This window comes from Acidobacteriota bacterium, assembly GCA_016703965.1.
Lineage (GTDB): Bacteria > Acidobacteriota > Blastocatellia > Pyrinomonadales > Pyrinomonadaceae > OLB17.
In genome coordinates, this window is record JADJBB010000004.1 from 300,163 (window position 1) to 319,841 (window position 19,679).

The window sequence follows — 19,679 nt, forward strand, 5'->3', positions numbered from 1 at the left end:
AAAATTGATGTTTCGTGTTAGAATTCTCTTTTATTTGACCGAACCTAAAACCTAGCTGGAATTTTGTGATGACCCCTAATCAGCCTCACTTCGAGGAAAAACGGTTTGCTCTTAGGATGGCACTGCGCCTGCCGATCGTCGTTTCCGGACGAACAGATGACGGCGCGACTTGGAGCGAACCCACCGAAACCGACGATATTTCCACGCTCGGAGCCTTATTTCAACTCAATCAACCGATCTCACAAGGTGAGAGCCTCTACATCCGTTCGCATCGCCCCAACGGAGTTCCCGTCGAAGTAAAAGCCCAGGTTATTCGGATCTTACCCGCAAGCTACGGAACGTCCCGCGTTGGCGTCGCGATCGAAGAACCAAAAGAAAGCTGGCTTAGATTATTCGTCGCCTGGATCGCTGACGATAATATCGTTGACGGAATTCACGAATAGCCCAATTTTGTTCCATGCCTAATTACGAAACAATCACCGTCGAAAAACGCGGCAAGGTCGCAGTCCTCATAATCAATCGTCCTGACAAGCTGAACGCACTGAACAAAACCGTCCATGCCGAGGGCGTGACGGCTCTCGATGAGCTGCGAAAGGACGATTCTGTCCGTGTGCTGGTTATTACCGGAGCCGGCGAGAAGTCGTTCATTGCCGGAGCTGATATCAGCGAGTTCGAAGGGCAAACGCCCGTAACGCAGCGAGACCTATTTCACGAGAAGACATTTTTTAATTCTCTCGAGAGCTTTCCGAAGCCCGTCATCGCCATGGTCAATGGGTTTTGTCTCGGCGGAGGCAACGAACTCGCGCTCGCTTGCGACCTTCGTATTTGCAGCGAGTCGGCTCGGTTCTCTCAACCTGAGATAAACCTCGGCATAATGCCCGGCGGCGGCGGAACTCAGCGCTTGACCAACCTTATCGGTGAAGGCCGATCGATGGAAATGATCCTCACGGGCGACATGATAGATGCAGTAACTGCCGAACGGATCGGCCTCGTCAACCACGTCTACCCTGTCGATCAACTCGAAGCCGAGACAATGAAACTCGCCGAAAAGATCGCCGAAAAAGCTCCGATCGCTCTGCAGCTCAGCAAGGAAGCCGTGAAATTCGCCTCCCGATCAAACCTCGACGAAGGCCTTCGGCGCGAGGTCGACCTGTTTGCGATCTGCTTCTCGACCGAGGACAAGAAAGAAGGCGTCTCGGCATTCCTCGAAAAGCGAAAGGCAAATTTTCAAGGAAAGTAGGAACGTAGCTGTCGCTTAGAGTTGACGAATCACAGCAATTTCGTTAAATTCAAAAGTTCGCCGACTCGGAACTAACAACTCCGATCTTGGAACTTGAAAATCGGGGACGTAGCTCAGTTTGGCAGAGCGCTGCAATGGCATTGCAGAGGTCAGGGGTTCGACCCCCCTCGTCTCCACCAAAAAATGAAAACGCCTGTGCGACCTTCGTCGTACAGGCGTTTTCGTCTATGGCTTTAGGTTTTAGGTTTTGGTCTTGGCGAAAACCGAAGGCACAAGACCGAAAACCAATTCTTACTTTGTGCCGCTCGAGAGTTTTCCGATGAGCGAGAAGAGCGGTAAGTACATCGAGATAACGATCGAACCAATCGTGATACCGAGGAACGCTATAAGGACCGGTTCCATCAGGCCGAGGAGATCAGCTATGGCTGTGTCAACCTCTTCTTCGTAGAAATCGGCGATCTTGCCGAGCATGGCATCCATTGCTCCGGTTTGTTCGCCGACGCCGATCATCTGGCTGACCATGTGCGGGAAAACATTGGTCGCCTTGAGCGGATCGACGAAGTTTTCACCGCGTTCGACGCCCTGGCGGACCTTGATGATTGCATCCTCAATGATGACATTCCCGGCGGTCTTAGCGGTGATATCCAGCGATTGCAGGATCGGAACACCGGACGACAAAAGCGTCGAAAGAATTCGTGAGAATCTAGCGACCGCGACCTTTCGTAAGATGCTGCCGAATATCGGCGTCTTCAGCAGTAACGAATCTATGTTCCAACGCCCTTTTGGAGTTTTGTAATAAAAGTTGATCGCGACGCCGAGGCCAATACCGATGACTGCGATCGTCAGTCCGCCCCAGCCGGCGATGAATCCGCTTATTGCCATGACGATTCGTGTCGGCAGCGGCAGCAATTCGCCCGGTCCCAGCAAACCAAGGAAGATCTGCTCGAACTGTGGAATGACCACGATCATGATCAGAGCGATAGCACCGATCGCCACCGTGATAACAGCGGCCGGATAGATCGACGCCGAAACGATGCTGCGTTTCAACTTAACGACTTTTTCGATCAAAGTAGCAAGACGCTGGAGAATGAGATCGAGCACACCGCCCGTTTCACCGGCCTCGACCATGTGAGTGTAGAGGCTGTCGAAAACTTTAGGATGGCGTTCCATCGCCTGATAAAGGGTTGCGCCTTCCTCAACGTTCTGACGAACCTGACGGAGCACATCCTTAAAGAAAACATTCTGCTGTTGTTCGGCGAGAATATCGAGACACTGAACGAGCGGCAGACCCGCATCGATCATGACCGAGAATTGACGCGTGAAAACAGCGAGTTCCTTGGCTCCCACCTTCTTACGGCGGCCCAGCTTCGGGATGGCGATCTCACGACCCTTTTCCGTTGCCTGGGTCAGAACGACCTGCTCGCGGCGAAGCAATGCACGGAGTTCATCCTGCGTTGCGGCTTCGCGTTCACCAGCGATGATTTCGTTTAGGCGATTTCTTCCCTTAAAGACAAATGTTGGCATTCTACTCTCCTTCGATAGGGCCCGGAGGACCTATGTTCCCAATAAGATTCTTTACCTAGCGAGGCCTTTCGCCTATGTTTCTGCCCTGTGCGTAAGGGCTGCCGCTGCCCGGCATTGGCCTGGTCGCCGGCCGACCGCCGTGGGCGTTCGAGTAAGCATCGTTCAGGCCGGATCCGCGATCGATCAATTCTTTCAGCTCATCGGCATTCGACGACCGCTGCATTGCGGTTTCGAGAGTGATCAAGCGTTTGTGGTGCAGCGTGGCGAGCGCCTGATTGAAGGTCTGCATACCAAACTTGTCCTGTCCCGTCTGCATCATCGAGTAGATCTGGTGGATCTTATCTTCGCGGATGAGGTTACGGATAGCGGCGTTCGGCACGAGAATTTCGAGAGCCATCACACGTCCGTCGCCTGAGGCTTTTGGCAGCAAAGATTGGCAAAGAATGCCTTCGAGAACGAGGGAAAGCTGCGTGCGGACCTGCGACTGTTGTTCGGCCGGGAAAACGTCGATGATACGGTTGATGGTCGAGTACGCCGAGTTCGTGTGAAGCGTAGCGAAGGTCAAGTGGCCCGTTTCAGCAATTCGCAGAGCCATCTCGATGGTTTCGAGATCTCGCATTTCGCCTACGAGCACGACGTCGGGATCCTGACGAAGTGCAGTTCTCAGTGCCGCACCGAATGAATGCGTATCGGCTGCAACTTCACGTTGATTTACAACACAGTTCTTGTGATTGTGGAGGAATTCGATCGGGTCTTCGATCGTTAGAATGTGGTCGTGCCGGTCGATATTGATCTTATCGACCATCGATGCCAGCGTGGTGGATTTACCGGAACCGGTTGGTCCGGTCACGAGGATCAGTCCACGCGGTTTTTTGCACATATCCGAAACTACGGAGGGCAATCCGAGAGCTTCGAATGATTTGATCTCGTACGGAATGGCACGAAAAACCGCACCGACCGCACCTTTCTGATTAAAGAGATTGGCACGAAAACGCGACATTCCCTTCAGGCCGAAAGAAAAGTCGAGCTCGAGATTTTCTTCGAACCGGTGCTTCTGAGCATCAGTCAGAACCGAGTACGCGAGCCTTTTCGTGTCGGAGGGCGACAGTACCGGAAAGCCCGGAAGCGGAGCCAAATGGCCGTGGACACGGACCTGAGGGCCGGTGTTGGTAGACAAATGGAGGTCGGAGCCGCCAAGGTCGGTCATTTTCCTGAGGAGGTCAGGTAAGGTGAGGGTTGATTCTGAGACTTGTTCGTAACTCATATTTATTGATAGGCGGGTCAGAACCGCCTGCGTAAGCGGGCGGCACTCACGTTTGTAAGAGAGTGTCGGTCTATGCAGCCGATCGAGATCGGTTGCATGGGTATTTCCCCCCGCTTACGCAGGGGGGTCTGACATTAGTCTTTGGTCGACGCCCGCAGTGCCGGACGCAAGCGGTTCTTGAGCGAGTTGATCACCTTCTCGGATTCCTCAGCAAGACGCTCGGATTCCTGAGCCGGTGAATTGGTGGCAACGCTGTAGATGCGGCCATCTACTTCGGTGAAGTAGAACATCCTTGACTGCACCGAACCGCTTTTCGTCTGTGACTGTGCCACGACGACATAGACGGGCTGTCCGGCGATGTCTTTTTGATAGTCGTTGACCACCCATCCGTTCTCACGGATCATGCGGTCGATGACCTCGCGGCGAAGTGTCGAGGTTGAAACACCGCCGACGCTCTTAGGGCCAGACGAGGCTGAAACAGCCGGACCAACGACCGAGATCGAAGCCGATCCGACCTGATCGCCAGCCGAGTTATCGACGCGGAACTGTAGCTCCGCTGGTGAAGACTGGGCCGTTCTCCAGCCCGCCGGGGCTTCCTCGCCGGTCGGCAGAACTGCCGGAGCAGTGCTCTTTACCGTTTTGACTGACGGCTTAGCTTTTGCAACCGGTGCTGCGACGGTTTCCGTTTCAGTCGCACGAGCGGCTTCCATTCTGATCTGCTTTAATCTGAGTGCACGCTTCTGAGCCATGAGAGACTTTTGCGACGCTCCTGAGCGCGATAGAGCTGCCACCAGCGTTTTGAGTATTTCTTTACTCCGCGCCATGTTCTCTCTTTCTTTTTCTTGGCCTTACGCGGACCGGCCTCGGTCGTATCGGTAGCGAGCGGTATGATCACTCCGATGCCGACGAGGATTGCCAATGATAATGCTATTGCCCTAACCAACATAGTTTCCCTCCAGATGGTCTAAATGACCGTTTCCTTGACCACTTCTTCGATCGTCGTGATACCTTCGCGGATCTTATAAAGACCTGATTCGCGAAGCGTTATCATTCCGAGTTCGATCGCCTTTCTCCGTAATTCCATTGCGCTAGCGCCAATAATGATCAATTCACGGAGCTCATCCGTGATCTCCATAACTTCGTACAGGCCAACGCGGCCCTTGAAACCTGTGTTGTTGCACGTTGAGCAGCCTCTTCCTTTGTAGATCTTGAGATCGGCCGCCTCTTCTTTTGAAAATCCGACCTCGATAAGGCCTTCGACCGGCATGTGGGCTTCCTCTTTGCAGTTACTGCAGATACGGCGGATCAGTCTCTGAGCCTGAATGATGTTCACTGACGTCGCCACCAGGAACGGCTCAATGCCCATGTTCACGAGACGTGAAATGGTCGAGGGGCATCGTTCGTGTGAAGCGTCGAGAGGACCAAGTGGCCAGTGAGCGCCGCTTTGATAGCGATCTCAGCCGTTTCGAAGTCTCGAATTTCGCCCACGAGGACGATGTTAGGATCCTGTCGAAGGAATGAGCGAAGTGCGGCGGCAAAGTTTAGCCCGATCTGCTCCTTCATCTGCACCTGGTTGATGCCCTGAAGGTTGAATTCGACCGGATCTTCGGCCGTCATGATATTTGTTTCCGGCGTGTTCAGAGACTGAAGCGCCGAATAGAGCGTGTTCGTTTTTCCGGAACCCGTCGGGCCGGTAACGAGAACCATTCCGTACGGATTGGCGATCGCTCGTTTAAACTTATCGAGGCTCTCTTGCTCAAAACCAAGCTTGGTCATGTCGAGCATGAGCTTGTCTTTATCGAGCAGACGAAGCACGACCTTTTCGCCAAACAGGGTTGGCAGCGTCGAAACGCGGAAATCGAGTTCGCGCGAACGGTTATCGACCTTTACCTTGATCTTGATACGGCCATCCTGCGGCAGACGCTTCTCAGAAATGTCGAGCTTCGACATGATCTTGAGACGGGAAATAAGTGGATCGCGGATCTTCATCGGCGGATGCATCACGTCATAGAGCACACCGTCGATTCGGAAGCGGATGCGGAAATCCTTTTCGTAAGGCTCGACGTGAATATCTGACGCTCCGCGGCGAAGCGAATCAACGAGCAGCACGTTAACGAGGCGAACGACCGGAGCATCTTCGCTGGCCCTTGCCAAAGCGGCCAGATCGATCTCATCGTTTTCTTCTACAATTTCCAGTTCGTCGCTGTCGTTCGCATTGAATTCGAATCGATCGAGCGAAACGTCGAGATCGGCAGATGTGATGCGTTCGTCGGCGACAGCGACCTTTGCTCCGTGTTTAGGCACGCCATTTCGGCTCCCGCCGATCGGGCCATGTCCATTTCCATTACCGTTGCCATTGCCGGTAACACCATTTCTTTCGACTTCGACAGCGAACGCAGCGTCGAAAATATCGATCTCGCTCGAGCCGCTATAGTATTTTGCTATTGCAAGCTGTATCGACGTCTCGGATGCGATCACCGGCTCAACATTCAAGCCCGTCATGAACTTGATGTCATCCATCGCAAAGACGTTCGTCGGGTCTGCCATCGCCAGCGTCAGCGTTGCGCCGACCTTGGAAATGGGCAGGACCGAATATTTCATCGCCACATCTTCAGAGATAAGCTTGATGACGTCGGAGTCGATCTGAAAAAGGTCAAGGTTGATCGAAGGCACACCGTACTGGCGGGACAAAACGGCTGTGACAACGTCATCCGAAACATATCCGAGCCGCACGAGATTGGATCCCAATCGACCACCGTTTGCACGCTGGTATTCAAGGGTCTCGCGCAGTTGATCCGGGGTGATCAAATTTTCGCGGACTAAAATTTCGCCAAGTTTTGCTGACATTTATATTGCGGGTAAGTTTCCATTACCTACTTGAGACCACACGGAAACTTATGAGTAGATTCGTAGGTCAAATTGATCGAGAGGCTATACAGATAAACGATGATTAACATCGTTCAAATGAAATATTACATTGTTATACACAACTGTGTCAACGATTCTTTTCAGTTGAATGGTGACCGGTCAGAATGACCGACTTATCAGCGCTCAAGCCCCGGGGCGTTGTCCTATCTCTATCTAACGCGGGCTTGAACAGATCGGAGGTGTAACCGGGGAACCCTACAAAAATAGGTTAAAAAAGGAGACGGGCTGGCTAGACAATATCGAAAATTCTAGGCATTAGGAATCTAGCATCACTTCGATAGGGCAAAACGCAAGGTTTGCTAGTTGATCGACGAAGAAGACGGGGAGAGAACATGCGTTTCGTCGAGTTCGACGATCAGATTGTCGCTTGACGGTAACGTGGTGTAGATATTGGGAAAATCTGCTGACAGATCGCTGGGTGGCCGGTTGGCAGCTCCGACGTTATGGGTCAGGGCGAACCGCTTTCGGCTGACCTTGCGTTCGTACATTATCTTATCGGCAGCGACGATCATTTGGTCGAACGTCTCACCTGCCTGCGGGTATCCGGAGGCTCCCAGACTGACGCCGACGGATGCCGTTTTGGCTTCGCCGACCGGAAGCTTGAAAGCACAAACAGCCTTTTCGATACGATCACAGAGATCGACGACATCGCCGGGTTCAGTTCCCGGAACGAGAGCGACGAACTCATCACCACCGTAACGTGCAAGGAAATCATATTCGCGAAGCTGCTCACGAATGACCTTGCTTATCTCGCGAAGCATTTCGTCACCGGCTTTGTGACCGTGTGTGTCGTTAACTGCCTTAAATCCATCGAGATCGAGCATCAGCACCTGGAAGCTGCTGCCTCCGCGGCTCGCACGGGCGACTTCTTTCTCAAACTGACGCTGCAGGCTGCGGGCATTAGGAAGCCCGGTCATCGGATCGGTCATCGCGTGCGTCGTCGCCTCGTCATGCTTGAGTGATTTGCCTATTGCATCCGCGGCGATACGAGAGATCGTCTCAAGCAGGCGAATATTCTCTTCGCCATAGGATTCGAGTTCCTGAGAATAGATCGTGACCGCACCGATCAGTTCCTCATCAGCAATAAGCGGAACCGACGCCATCGTGAGATACATTTGCGTCAGCTCGGTCTGCGAATATTGAAAATCGAGATCGGGCTCAACGTTCTGGACGATCTCACGTGACTTAAGCGCGAAGCCGGTAGCTCCCTGGCCGACCTTGATCTGACGCAGCCGAAGCAGATCGGCGTTCTGGCCTTCAACATGGGAGGCGGTCGCCGAGCGTTTGGTGTGATCGAGCAGATACAGAGCACAGGTATCGAACGGCACAAATTTACCGACCTTGCTGGCAAACATTTCGAGCGTCGATTGCAGATCGACAGCGGAGCTGAACTCTCGGGCCAGCTCGTACAGGCTGAAGACCTCTCGGTTGGCGAGCTTGATCTGCTCGACGTAGTTCTGTTTGCCGTTCCCGGCGGCACTCAGCGAAGAATCCGTGTATGAGAGCCCCTGAGCGGTGATATCGCTCTCGAGACTGGCGAGATTTCTCAGCAGTGTGTCTACGATCATTGGATCGAACCGCACGCCTGCTTCGGTCTGAATGATCTGCCGGGCTTTATCGCGAGGCAGAGCGGGCCTGTAGGGTCGGGCCCCGCGGATCGTGTCAAAAGCATCGGCAACTGCCAAAATGCGGGCAGTCAACGGTATTTGGTCTCCGGCCAAGCCTTCGGGATACCCTCGGCCGTTCCAGTATTCGTGGTGGTATTTGATCGTCGGGATAACCGGCGAATCAAAGCCGACCTTTTCGAGGATCAGGGCGCCAACTTCCGGATGGATCTTCGTCTTTTCAAGTTCCGCCGGCGTTAAGCCGCCGGGTTTATTAAGAATATGATCGGGTATTGCCAGTTTGCCTATGTCGTGAAGCAGGGCTCCGGTACGGAGCGCGTCGATCTCTTTTTCTGAAAGGCCCAGGATCCGTCCGAGCCCGACCGCATAGATCTGTGTACGCCTAACATGCCCGACGCCGACCTGATCGCGTGCATCGATCGCGGTCGCTAGAGCCTCTACCGTCGCAAGATGAACCCGGCTTGCCTCGGATATTTCCCTGGTTTTTCAGCCAGCCGGCTAAGGTGCATCCGGTACGCGACAACTGCGGCGCCCGTCAGCGGTGTCAAAAGGAGAACGACCCCGATGCCGAAGAAATGTACCAGCGACCAGATGAATGGAACGGCAATAGCGACCGCCGAGCACCAATACAGTGCTTTAAGGTTTCTAGTTTTGGATAAGGCAGTCGTCATTTTTGACCAAGATCCTATTTCGGCAGATCCTTCAGTCTACTTTTGATCACCGGCCCATGAGGCCGTCCAACGTTACAGTTTATACAATCGGTGTGCCACGAGGTGGCTAGAGTCAAAGCTAGGAAAATGCGGTATTTGTGGGGTCGGCGATTGTTGGTTCGGTCGAGTTGACACGTCAAATTGACTGATACGCGTCATTTTGACCGCGGGAGCAGGAAAATGTTTTGAGCGATCTTATTTTGGATATCTGGCGATATCTCAGCTCACGTCCGCGTGTTACCGATCTTGCTAATATCGATCGTCGTCAAAATCGTAACTATCAAAACCGTCGCGGTCGGGATGGTCATCGGCTTCCTCGTCTTTACGATCGAGTTCGATCGGGTCAAGGCCGACAACAACCAGGCTCGAACCACACTCTTCGCAAACCGCCGTGTCGCCTTGTTCGCACTCGGCATCGACGTAAACTTCTTCGGTGCATTCAGGACAAATGGATGTTGGCATTAAGTGTGATCTCCGGGACCTAATGGGTGGTACTTGTTTTTCACGCAAAAATCGCGTGAAATAGGCCTGACTTTCAATCTAACTTGAAATCGAACGTTTTGGCAAGAATTAATTGTTAAGTTTTTTCCGCATGACAAACCATAGGTACTCAGCAAAATAGATGCAATTTCCCTTTTCGATCCTGGTTGAGAATGATTTCGACGCTGTCGGTTTCGGCACAAATGCCGTGGATTACCTTATCCGCGTACCGGAATATCCGGCTTTGCCTCAAAGATCGAGCTCCGCGAATACTCGATCCAAGCGGGCGGCGAGGTGGCTTCGTCGATGTTGGGCCTCAGCCGGCTTGGAATGAAAACTGCGTATATCGGCCGTTTCGGCGATGACGGAGCGGGCGAGATCGGCTTAAATTCTCTTGCCGCTGAAGGCGTTGATATTGCTTCTTCCGAAGTTGTTCCCGGGGCCTTGACCCAGATCGCGTTTATCGTTATCGACGAAAAGAGCGGCGAACGCACGGTCATCTGGCAGCGAGATACTAAGCTTAGCTATTCGGCTGCGGAGGCTCCGCTGTCAGCAGCGAAACAAGGCCGCGTGCTGCATTTAACGCCCCACGATACTGACGCGTGTATCGCTATGGCAGAGGCGGCACGAGAAGCTGGAGTGATCGTATCTGCGGATGTTGACAACATCTTTAAGGGAATCGAGGACCTGCTTCCGCTCGTAGACGTCTGTATCGTCTCCGCTGAGTTTCCGTCAAAACTGTTTGGAACCATGGAAAACGACCAGGCTCTTAGAGAGCTGTCGTCGCGGTTTGGCTGCCCGATTACCGGCCTCACGCTCGGCGATGCGGGTTCGTTGCTGTTTTGCGGCGGTGAGTTGATCAGGACGCCGGGATTCGAAGTTCCGGGCGGATGTGCGGACACGACTGGAGCCGGTGATGCCTTTCGAACGGGCTTTCTTTTCGGGATGCTTAGTGGCAGGAGCGTCGAGGAAAGTGCGGCCGCGGCAAATGGCGTTGCGGCCCTAAATTGCCGAGGGGTTGGAGCCCGAACGACGCTTCCAACCCTCTCGGAATTAGATCAGCTTTTGCGGCAAACTTAGAGTTTATCTTTGAAAAATCCGGTGACAAGAGCCCAGGCGTCTGCGGCGGCTGTCGCGTCGTAAACTTCAGGACGCGTGTCGTTAAAGAACGCGTGGTCCGCCTCGTATTTGACCGAGTGGATCGGCAGTTCGAATCGCTCAGCCGCGTCTTCAAGTTTGGCGACCTTTTCGGGATTGATCCAACCGTCTTTTGTACCCGAAATGAAGATCGTCGGCGTCGTCAGCTTTTGGAGGATCTCATCTTCGGGGACATCCCCATAGAACGGAGCTGCCGCACTGAGGCCTTCGAGCTCACACGCCGCCCGCAGAGCATAAGTTCCTCCCATACAGTAGCCCGTGATGCCGAAATGCGACAGGTCGAAAGCAAGTGATGCCGCATCGATCGCATTCTTGATCGTGTCGAGCCCGTCCTCGATCGCGAGGGCATTCATCATCGCTCCGGCCTCGGCAGGGTTTGTGGCGAGCTTGCCGCGATAGAGGTCGGGCGCGATCGCGACAAAACCTTCGTCGGCATATCGCCGGGCAATATCCTTAATGTGATCATTGAGGCCCCACCATTCCTGGATCAGAATAACAGCCTTTCCGTTCGGGCTGTCGGGATGTGCAGCGTAAGCCGATGTCGGGCCGTTAGCGGTTTCGAATGAAAGTGTTTCTGTTTGCATAGAAGATCTCCGGATGAGGGTAATTATAGCGGCTTACGCGAAAAACGAGAATCACCGGCTCATTTTTTGGGGTGATCCAAATGTGTATTTTTCTCTGGCGGCCATTTTGACCCCGAAAAGTGTGAATCGATTCACACTTTCGACAAAAGACCCTGTTTACCGCACTATAATCCGTGAAAATGGCCGATTGTTCGAAGGAATCGCCCCGCCTGTCGGCCCTAAACAGCTTGATTGGTAGAGTAAAATCCGAGTTTGTTCAAACGTAGTTTTCGCGAGAAATCACTCTACCAAAAAGCATGAAAAACCGGACGCCTCGTGAGACGTCCGGTCAGTGGCCGATGGGTAGCAAGATGGGTTAGAAAAATCTGATCGTGTAGCTGAATCTCACACCGCGCCCGATCTCGGGCGAGATGTCCTTAATGAAGGAGATGTGATTGTAGAACAGCTTGTTTCCGAGATTATAGGCGTTTACCGAAAAGATATTCGCATAGTGCTGCGTCGGAATAATATATGACGCGGCAACATTTACGACACCGTATCCAGCCGTGCGAGTCTCATTAGTAAAGAGCCTGTCCTGCGGCCCAACCGCAACGAATTCCGGCCTTACGCTTAGATTCTGATAATGCAGGTCGAGGCCCAGGCGGCCGCGAAGCGGAGCAATACGCGGCAGTGGCTGCCCGGTCTTTAGCTCGGCATTGACATAATCAAGCCCGGCGAGCACATTCACGTACTTGTGAGCTGTGTAGTCGAGACTCAGCTCGGTTCCGACAAAACGGCTGTTTCCCTGAACATAATTTGCGATCTCGAGCCCGCTCTCTGGATCGTTTACACCCGTTGGTGCGAGGAAAACGAAATCCTTAATATCGTAGTAAAAGACATTAGCCTCAGCTTTTACGCGGCCTTTCTGGTGCCGGATCGCGGCATCGATGGCGTTGCTCTGCTCGGCCTTTAAGGCTGAATTCCCGACCTCAAACGCCAGGGTGCCATCGTGCGGGCCGTTGTTGTAAAGCTCTTCGAGCGCCGGAGCACGGTACGAGTGTGAGAAGTTTGTGACAAAAGCGCCGCCGTCCCACAGGCCGACACGCATTCCGGCCGCGGCCGAAACGCCTGTGAAATCTCGCTTGATCAGATCCGGGTCGGTCGGCTTGTAGCGATTATTCTCAACGCGTCCGCCAAACTGGAACGTAACGCGTTCATATTTCAATTCCTGTAACGCGAAGGCCGAGAACGAATCCTGTTTCACCGGGCCATTTACCAAAACTTCGTCGCCCGCAGTCTGATACTTGCGGCCAAAGCCCTCGAATCCGAAACGTCCGCTCAATTTGCTGTACTGCTTCTGCTCGAAAACTCCGCGATATGAGTAAACCTTATTGCGAAATGTCGTTCCGACATCGCCATCGACGAGTTCCTGATGCTTGTAGTTGCTAAAATCAACTGTGAATTTAGCTCCCGAGATAAACGAATCGAGATTCGTCAGCCCAAAATTGAACTTGATATCGTTACGCCACATCCTAAGGCTGCGGAGTTCCGCGTCCGGATCATTGATGTCGAGCGGTATACCATAGCGATTCTGGTAATAGCTGAAGGTTGTGTTAAAAAACGCCTTCTTGCCGTAATATCCACCGCCGAGGCTGCCCGAGGCACTTCGCGTAAAGGTATTTTGAACCTTGCCAAAGTCACCGCCGGCATTATAATCGCTGGTCCGTTGGCCAGTGCCGTTACCCCAAAACATCCAGTTTCCGACGCCGTATTCAACGCCACCGCTGGCCGCTCCCTGACTATTGTTCGTACCGCCAATTCCAGAGAAATATCCCCGCAGCCCCGGATGAGTACCTTCATCGTGGCCGCTGATCGAATTGACGACGCCGCCGATCGCGTTGCTGCCATAGAGCAAAGTTGCCGGGCCTTTGACGACCTCGATCCGCTCTGCCGCAAGCACGTCAACCGGTTCCGAGTGGTCACCCGACTGCGAAGCCAGCGAGCCCGCCCGAACTCCGTCTGTCGAGACTAGAACACGGTCGCCATCAAAGCCGCGAATTACCGGACGCGAATTCCCCGGCCCGAACGAGCGTTTCGATACGCCGGGCTCGCCATTTAGAACTTCACCGATCCCCACGGCGGCACGTTCAGTGATCTGGTTCGAATTCACAGAACTGACCGATGCGATCGCCTCGAAGGTTGACTGTTCTGTGCCACTTGCAGTGACGGTGACGTTTTCCTTGATACCGGTCAACTGCGGTTGGAAATCAACAGTTGCCGTTCCCCCAGCCGTTACGGTTACCGTTTTTCGAGGCATCGCCAAAACCTTCCTGATGGGCCACAACCGTATATCGCCCGGCGGAACCGCATCAAAGGAATAATTGCCCTGATCGTCAGTCACCGCAGTGCGATTGAGACCGGCTATCTGGATCGAAACCTGATGCAAAAGATGATTATCCGCATCAAAAACCACTTTGCCCGTGATCTTGCCCGTACTTTGGGCTAAACCTGCGGCAGAAAATAAAAGAATAATAGCGAAAAGAGAAAGCGATCTGTTCATTGTTGTTCTATCACCGACGTAAAATTCCGAACTCTAAGGTTCGCACCTCGCTAAGACTTCGGCGATAAGTTTTTAATGAACGGTCGAAAGGCGGGAATGGGTGGATTGAATGGGATGAATTTAGACAAGAAGAGTTTTCCTAAGCCCGGTTTCATGGCCCTAAAAAAACCAGCCGGTATGTATTATTTCCATTGTAGTTGTGTTCATCGTACAGCCAAATTCCGCGTCCGCGCTTTCTAACTATTTCGTTAAGGATCTCGCGGATCGTTTTACCAATAAACGTGAATTCCTGCTTTGGGCGGTTGCTTGGCGGTGACTGGAGGCCGCCGCCGATTTCTAAACTTGGCTCCTTTAAGTTCAATTCCTTCATGCGTTCTAAGAATTCAGGGCGGCGGCGGAGTTCCTGGAAAACCATCGAAAGTTCATCGCCAACCGTTATCTTAAACTCGCTGAGTTTGGTATCCACCAAACTGGACTCCGTCCCAGCGGGCAATAAATTCATTACGCCGGAATCCTCGCTCCAGACAAAACCCGACTCAACCTGCATAACGGCGTTTAGCCTTTCGTACAGTTCCCCCTGTTCGGCCTCGGGCGAACCTTTTGATCGAGAGCATGCTCCGTTGGTCATAATGATGCCGCCCGGCTTTCCATACATCGACAGTGTATCGCGAAAATAGTCACGGAGTCTGTCACAATTTGTCGGCTGATATGGAACCCGAACAAGCTCAGCGTTTTTTAAGTTTACGTCCGATGTTTGCGAGTTGGCCTTAAATCCGGACAACAGCAGGATAGCGACGATCAAAAAAGATGCTTTGTTCAAAATAGTCTCCTTTAGTTCCTGCCTCCCATCACTTCATGCAAACTTAGCTGACGACTACATCTATCACAGCTTCAGCAATTTCGCACGCAGGATCTTGGACTGCAGCCGGCTCGACGCGATCTCCTGCGAATTCGTGAGCGTGACGTTATACGTTCCGCCGGGCATTGGGGAGATGCTTTTTACGTAGGCGAGATTGGCGATGGCACCGCGTGAGAGGCGAACGAATTTGTGGGGGTCGAGGCGTGGTTCGAGATCCTTTAGGCGATAGTTGATGGTGTATTTTTGATTTTTGGCGGTGGTGATGTGAAGCAGTTCGCCGTCAGCGATGATGCTGGCAATGTCTTCGACGGGGATCAGATAGATCTCTTCGCGGACCTTGACCGGGATGCGTTCGATGAGTTCAGAGCGGGTTGTCTGGTCATACGCCGCAGCTGCGGTTTTGATCTTTTCAGATTCGATCGATCGCCAGTCTTCATGTTCGAGCCGTTCGGAAGCACGAGCGATCGTCTCGGCGAGGCGTGAACGTTCGACGGGTTTTAGCAGATAATCGACGGCGTTCAACTCGAACGCCTGAACCGCGAATTCGTCGTGCGCCGTTACAAACGCCACTAGCGGCATCTGCGATTTCCGCAGCATCTTGACCGCATCGAGCCCCGAAACCTCAGGCATTTTAAGATCGAGGATGGCAAGGTCTGGTCTCACAGTTTTTATCAATTCGACCGCGTCCGCTCCGTTCTCAGCCTCGCCCACAAGCTCAACCTGCTCGAACTCACGCAGGATCGATTTCAAAAATTCCCGAGCAGGGCGTTCGTCGTCTGCGATTATGACCCTTAACTTGTTCATATGTTTTTTAACAGCGGATCAACGCGGATTTACACGGATCATTAGTCTCCTATATCTGCGTAAATCTGCGTTGATCCGTTGTTTCACTTGCTCGCTTTATCGGCAGATCGATCAAGGCTTCTGTGCCGTCGCCTTCACTGGTCGCGAGGGTTAATTTCGCCGTCTTGCCGTAATACGTCGCCAGCCGTTCCCGGATGTTGCGGAGGCCAACGCCGTCCGTGCCGTTCGTGATCAGGGCATTTTTTCCCGGCCCCGAGTCCCAAACCGTCAGCCGCAGCATTGGATCTGCATTGCCATTTGTCACCGCTGCCGAGATCCGTACCTCGCCGCCGTTCTTGTTCTCGGAGATGCCGTGTTTAATGGCATTTTCCACGATCGGCTGAAGAATGAGCGATGGCACCTTGATGTTCTTCAGAGCGTCAGGAACATCGATATTCACCCTCAAACGCTCCTCAAATCTGGCGTGTTCGATATCCAGATAACTCTCGATCAGTTTTATTTCGTCGCCCAGAGTCGAGAATTCGCCGGTCGATCTCAAAACGCCACGCAAAAGCTGCGTTAGCCGCAAAAGAGTGTCGTAAGCCTTATCTGGCGACGTTTTAATAAGGTAGCCGAGCGTTGTCAGGGCGTTGAAAAGGAAGTGCGGATTTATCTGTGATCTTAGAGCCGTAAGCTGCGCCTCGGTCGCCAGCTTGGCAAATTCCTGCTCGCGAAACTTCTGCTCAAAACGCTCGTGGCTCACCCGCAAAACGTCTATCCGGCGGGCCGTGACGAGAGCGACCGACTCGAGCAAAGATATCTCGTCTGACAACAGCCGCCGGCCACGAAAAACTCACTAAGCCGCACGCAGTATTGCGGAGCCTCAGCGGTCGGGATGATGATCCGGGCATCGTCGGCGCTGAGATTTACCGCCGGATAGCGAGCGGTTTCGCCGTCGACGTTTTCATTCCATGTCGCCGATCTGGCAGTGAGCGTTTTCGCGAGGCGTTCAGAGATCGTGTTCAGAACGTCGTCGATAGTTTCCTGATCTTCGACCTCGCGGGCGAGATCCTGCTGCAGTTTTGCGTAATCCACGCGGTGCAGCAGCACTTTATCAACGAGCCAAACGGCAAATTTATAGATCAATGGATAGATAAGGGCCGTCGCAACCCACAACCCGAGGATCAAGGCGGCAGCCTGGACGTCGTCGCGGTCATGCGTCTCGTGGTAGCGTAGCAGCGGAACGGCAGCGAAAACGTAAAGCCCTGACGCAAGAACGGTCAGGAGCATAAGCGAGATCGCCCTTTTCAGGAAAAGATCTGCGAACGCGAACCGGTAATTCTGGTAGAGAATAACGAGCGCCAGCGGTAGCGAGGATTGGTGTGCGATCAACTCGACGTACCAGGAAGTTCCCTCGCGTTCCCCGCTTAGATGAAGTGCCGAAACCGCAAAAACCAGCAATGCAGCCGCCCAAACCGCCTTCTTTTCGAGCGTTTGTCTTAAGTTAAAGATCAGCAGCCCTGCCGAGAGCGCCAGCGATCCGAAGGTGAGCGTTTGCAAAGCCAGATCCGACGGAACCGCCGAGCCCGACAACGCGGCCTGAAAATGCATCAGCGTTGCGATCACGCTGAATCCGTAAGCCGCAAATGTCAGCCAGTGCGTTCCCGATTCCTCAGCCTGTGCCGAATGGACGACGACCGAGGGTAAGAACCCGAGCGCGGAAAATGATAACGCGACCAGCAAAGGCGAGATCGCTGGCCCGCCGAAATCTTTACTGACGAAACCGTAAAGCTCACCAACATTCCAGAGCAAGCCGAGGGCTGCGGTCGTTAGCAGGAGAAGATTTGCATTCTCAGCTCGTTGCGAGCCGCGATGGCGCACGACCATCACGGCAACGAGAGCATATAATGCGATCCCGACCGAGAATCCGAGCAGATTTACCAGCAAGGCTGCGTTCAACGAGTCCATTCCTCCCTTTAGGCTGGTTGATAATGTCCCTAAGCGACAATCTTATCTCAATAAGTTGTTGTTTTCGCAGGTTGAGCGGTAGAATCTTCCCAGATCATGCCTGATCCGCACCAATAACAAGAAATTCGCTTGCCACTGAATAGATGAAAACTCTCTTTATTCTTCGCCACGCTAAATCCAGCTGGGCCGATGCCGAAATGTCGGACTTCGAACGGCCGCTTAACGATCGCGGGTTGAAGGTCGCCGCCTTTATGGGCGAACTTCATAGCCGACAAAGGCCTTGAACCCTATCTGATCCTCAGCTCGCCGTCAGTTCGAGCGAGAACCACCGCCGAGATCGTCAAAAGATCAGGAAAACTTGACGCCGAGATACGTTACGAACATCGAATTTACGAGGCAAGCCCGCAAACCTTGCGGCAGACTATTTCTGAGATAGATGGTGCCTATCGCTCGGTCCTTTTGGTTGGCCACAATCCCGGGATCGAAGGGTTGATACGATTTTGACTGGTGAGATAGAGCCCGTTCCAACGGCCGCGTTGGCGGTGATCGACCTCAACCTCGACGAATGGCCGTACATTGACGAAGGACGCGGTACCCTAAGAAAATTATATCGGCCAAAAGAGGAAATGAGTCAGCGATAAGGTCGGTTTGAATGGGGTACTTTCGCTCAGGCCGGCCGTCGGATATGATTGAGTTTCGGACATCAAAATTATGAAGATCGCAATTGCCGCTGACCACGCGGGTTTTGAAGAGAAAGAAAAGGTCAAGAAAACGCTTGACGAGATAGGTGTTGAGTACACCGATATGGGCACGAATTCGCCAGATTCGGTCGATTATCCGGACTACGCCCGCAAGGTTGGCGAGGCTGTTGCGGCTGGTGAGTTCGATAAAGGAATTCTCGTCTGCGGTTCAGGAACTGGCATGGCGATCGCCGCCAACAAAGTCCCCGGCATCCGCGCCGCCGTCGCCTGGAACGAGGAAATCGCGCGTCTCTCACGTCAGCACAACAACGCAAACGTCCTGTCACTCGCAGCCCGCTTCATCCCCGGCGAAGAGCAGGCAAACATCGTAAAAGCCTGGCTCTCAACCGATTTCGAAGGCGGCCGCCACGAACGCCGCGTTGAGAAGATCGAGCAGATCAAAAAAGAGGATCTTGAGAAAAGATGATCTTTCGTGCCCACATTCCGATATCGCCGCTCGATCAATTTATCGAGGTGATGATCTACTACGAGGGTGTGCAGCACGAACATAAAGTCGACCGCTTTCTTCCGAACGGCGACACTGAGATCCTGATCGATTTTCACGACACGCCGCAGTTCATCTACGACAACGACACGCTGAAGGAAATTCAGGCTTGTAATCATGTGTGGACTTCAGGAGTGCGGACTGAACCGATCACCATCCCGTCAGGTACCGACGCGGCGATGATGGTCATCGCTTTTAAGAAAGGCAAAGCCGCTCCATTCTTCCCATTTCCAATGAACGAGATCGCCGACTCCGTGATCGATGCCGATCTGGTATGGGGCAGTGATTTTGGGAATCTGCGGGAAACATTGCTCGGGACGAAAGACCTCGATCTGCGTTTCTCGCTCGTCGAACAGTTTTTGCTAAGGAAATTCCACCGCCAGCTCGATCTCAACCCGTGCGTCGCATTTGCCGTTGGTGAAATGACCAATAATCCCGATCAAGTCAGCATCGCCCGGATGAACGCGAAGATTGGCTATTCGCAGAAGCATTTTACAGATATATTTCGCCGCCAGGTCGGCGTGACACCGAAATCGTATCTGAAGATCATGCGTTTCCAGAAAGCCGTCCGCACCATCGACACCGCAGCGGAAAACGACTGGGGCCGTATCTCGCTAGAGTGCGGATTCTACGATCAGGCTCATTTTATTAATGATTTCAAACATTTTTCCGGTTTCACACCCGCGAAATATGCTGAGATCCAGTTGAATTATCAGAACTATATTCCGGTCGGCTAGGTAAATTTTTTCCAATACGCACGCGACCATTCCGC

Annotated in this window: 19 protein-coding genes, 1 tRNA gene and 2 pseudogenes; 7 read left to right on the forward strand and 15 right to left on the reverse strand. The window is 53.1% G+C overall.

The window, feature by feature from the left end:
* Positions 1–68: 68 nt before the first annotated feature.
* From IPG22_04155 to IPG22_04165, 3 genes are all read left to right on the forward strand, one after another.
* On the forward strand, positions 69–443 hold the full coding sequence (locus IPG22_04155) for a PilZ domain-containing protein (protein ID MBK6587498.1): 375 nt from the start codon (positions 69–71) through the stop codon (positions 441–443).
* 14 nt (positions 444–457) lie between these two features.
* Positions 458–1,240: an enoyl-CoA hydratase gene (locus IPG22_04160; GenBank protein ID MBK6587499.1), complete on the forward strand. Its 783-nt coding sequence runs from the start codon at positions 458–460 to the stop codon at positions 1,238–1,240.
* A 102-nt stretch (positions 1,241–1,342) separates the two neighbouring features.
* A tRNA-Ala gene (locus IPG22_04165) sits at positions 1,343–1,419 on the forward strand.
* Positions 1,420–1,531: 112 nt separating this feature from the next.
* Here the strand turns inward: IPG22_04165 and IPG22_04170 are convergent.
* From IPG22_04170 to IPG22_04210, 9 genes and pseudogenes are all read right to left on the reverse strand, one after another.
* Positions 1,532–2,764 carry a type II secretion system F family protein gene (locus tag IPG22_04170; GenBank protein ID MBK6587500.1) on the reverse strand — a complete coding sequence of 411 codons (1,233 nt, stop codon included), beginning with the start codon at positions 2,762–2,764 and terminating at the stop codon, positions 1,532–1,534.
* Between the two features lie 55 nt (positions 2,765–2,819).
* The gene (locus tag IPG22_04175; protein ID MBK6587501.1) at positions 2,820–4,028 is read right to left on the reverse strand and encodes a type IV pilus twitching motility protein PilT; all 1,209 of its coding nucleotides are present in this window, start codon (positions 4,026–4,028) and stop codon (positions 2,820–2,822) included.
* Positions 4,029–4,162: 134 nt separating this feature from the next.
* Positions 4,163–4,777, reverse strand: coding sequence for a hypothetical protein (locus tag IPG22_04180; protein MBK6587502.1), 615 nt, complete (start codon positions 4,775–4,777; stop codon positions 4,163–4,165).
* Entirely contained in the window at positions 4,750–4,974 is a 225-nt protein-coding gene (locus IPG22_04185) for a hypothetical protein (GenBank protein ID MBK6587503.1), read from the reverse strand. Before IPG22_04185 ends, IPG22_04180 begins: the two co-directional genes overlap by 28 nt.
* A gap of 18 nt (positions 4,975–4,992) precedes the next feature.
* Positions 4,993–6,875: pseudogene (gene pilB / locus IPG22_04190) on the reverse strand (type IV-A pilus assembly ATPase PilB).
* A gap of 380 nt (positions 6,876–7,255) precedes the next feature.
* The gene (locus tag IPG22_04195; GenBank protein MBK6587504.1) at positions 7,256–8,641 is read right to left on the reverse strand and encodes a diguanylate cyclase; all 1,386 of its coding nucleotides are present in this window, start codon (positions 8,639–8,641) and stop codon (positions 7,256–7,258) included.
* A pseudogene (locus IPG22_04200) lies at positions 8,615–9,055 on the reverse strand (HD domain-containing protein). Before IPG22_04200 ends, IPG22_04195 begins: the two are co-directional and overlap by 27 nt.
* Positions 9,019–9,252 (reverse strand): hypothetical protein, encoded by a 234-nt coding sequence (locus IPG22_04205; protein MBK6587505.1) that lies wholly within the window; start codon positions 9,250–9,252, stop codon positions 9,019–9,021. Before IPG22_04205 ends, IPG22_04200 begins: the two are co-directional and overlap by 37 nt.
* A 288-nt stretch (positions 9,253–9,540) precedes the next feature.
* Positions 9,541–9,753, reverse strand: a complete 213-nt coding sequence (locus tag IPG22_04210; GenBank protein MBK6587506.1) for a hypothetical protein — start codon at positions 9,751–9,753, stop codon at positions 9,541–9,543.
* Positions 9,754–10,005: 252 nt separating this feature from the next.
* On the opposite strand from IPG22_04210, the gene IPG22_04215 reads away from it, so the two are divergent.
* Positions 10,006–10,851, forward strand: a complete 846-nt coding sequence (locus tag IPG22_04215) for a carbohydrate kinase family protein (GenBank protein MBK6587507.1) — start codon at positions 10,006–10,008, stop codon at positions 10,849–10,851.
* On the opposite strand, the gene IPG22_04220 is transcribed toward IPG22_04215, so the two are convergent.
* From IPG22_04220 to IPG22_04245, 6 genes are all read right to left on the reverse strand, one after another.
* The gene (locus IPG22_04220) at positions 10,848–11,513 is read right to left on the reverse strand and encodes a dienelactone hydrolase family protein (GenBank protein MBK6587508.1); all 666 of its coding nucleotides are present in this window, start codon (positions 11,511–11,513) and stop codon (positions 10,848–10,850) included. The two genes, IPG22_04215 and IPG22_04220, sit on opposite strands and share 4 nt — an antisense overlap.
* Positions 11,514–11,868: 355 nt before the next feature.
* Complete coding sequence (locus IPG22_04225) at positions 11,869–14,052, reverse strand: TonB-dependent receptor (GenBank protein MBK6587509.1); 2,184 nt, start codon at positions 14,050–14,052, stop codon at positions 11,869–11,871.
* A gap of 151 nt (positions 14,053–14,203) precedes the next feature.
* Entirely contained in the window at positions 14,204–14,872 is a 669-nt protein-coding gene (locus IPG22_04230; protein ID MBK6587510.1) for a hypothetical protein, read from the reverse strand.
* Between the two features lie 63 nt (positions 14,873–14,935).
* Positions 14,936–15,715 (reverse strand): response regulator transcription factor, encoded by a 780-nt coding sequence (locus tag IPG22_04235; GenBank protein MBK6587511.1) that lies wholly within the window; start codon positions 15,713–15,715, stop codon positions 14,936–14,938.
* 49 nt (positions 15,716–15,764) lie between these two features.
* Positions 15,765–16,508: a histidine kinase gene (locus tag IPG22_04240; GenBank protein ID MBK6587512.1), complete on the reverse strand. Its 744-nt coding sequence runs from the start codon at positions 16,506–16,508 to the stop codon at positions 15,765–15,767.
* The gene (locus IPG22_04245; protein ID MBK6587513.1) at positions 16,469–17,662 is read right to left on the reverse strand and encodes a hypothetical protein; all 1,194 of its coding nucleotides are present in this window, start codon (positions 17,660–17,662) and stop codon (positions 16,469–16,471) included. The genes IPG22_04240 and IPG22_04245 overlap by 40 nt, the downstream gene beginning before the upstream one ends.
* 500 nt (positions 17,663–18,162) lie before the next feature.
* Between IPG22_04245 and IPG22_04250 the strand changes: the two genes are divergently transcribed.
* The 3 genes from IPG22_04250 (at position 18,163) to IPG22_04260 (ending at position 19,644) form a co-directional block, all read left to right on the forward strand.
* Positions 18,163–18,303, forward strand: a complete 141-nt coding sequence (locus IPG22_04250) for a hypothetical protein (protein ID MBK6587514.1) — start codon at positions 18,163–18,165, stop codon at positions 18,301–18,303.
* Positions 18,304–18,370: 67 nt separating this feature from the next.
* Positions 18,371–18,829: a ribose 5-phosphate isomerase B gene (gene rpiB / locus IPG22_04255; protein ID MBK6587515.1), complete on the forward strand. Its 459-nt coding sequence runs from the start codon at positions 18,371–18,373 to the stop codon at positions 18,827–18,829.
* Complete coding sequence (locus tag IPG22_04260; GenBank protein ID MBK6587516.1) at positions 18,826–19,644, forward strand: helix-turn-helix transcriptional regulator; 819 nt, start codon at positions 18,826–18,828, stop codon at positions 19,642–19,644. The genes rpiB and IPG22_04260 overlap by 4 nt, the downstream gene beginning before the upstream one ends.
* The last annotated feature ends 35 nt before the right edge of the window (positions 19,645–19,679 follow it).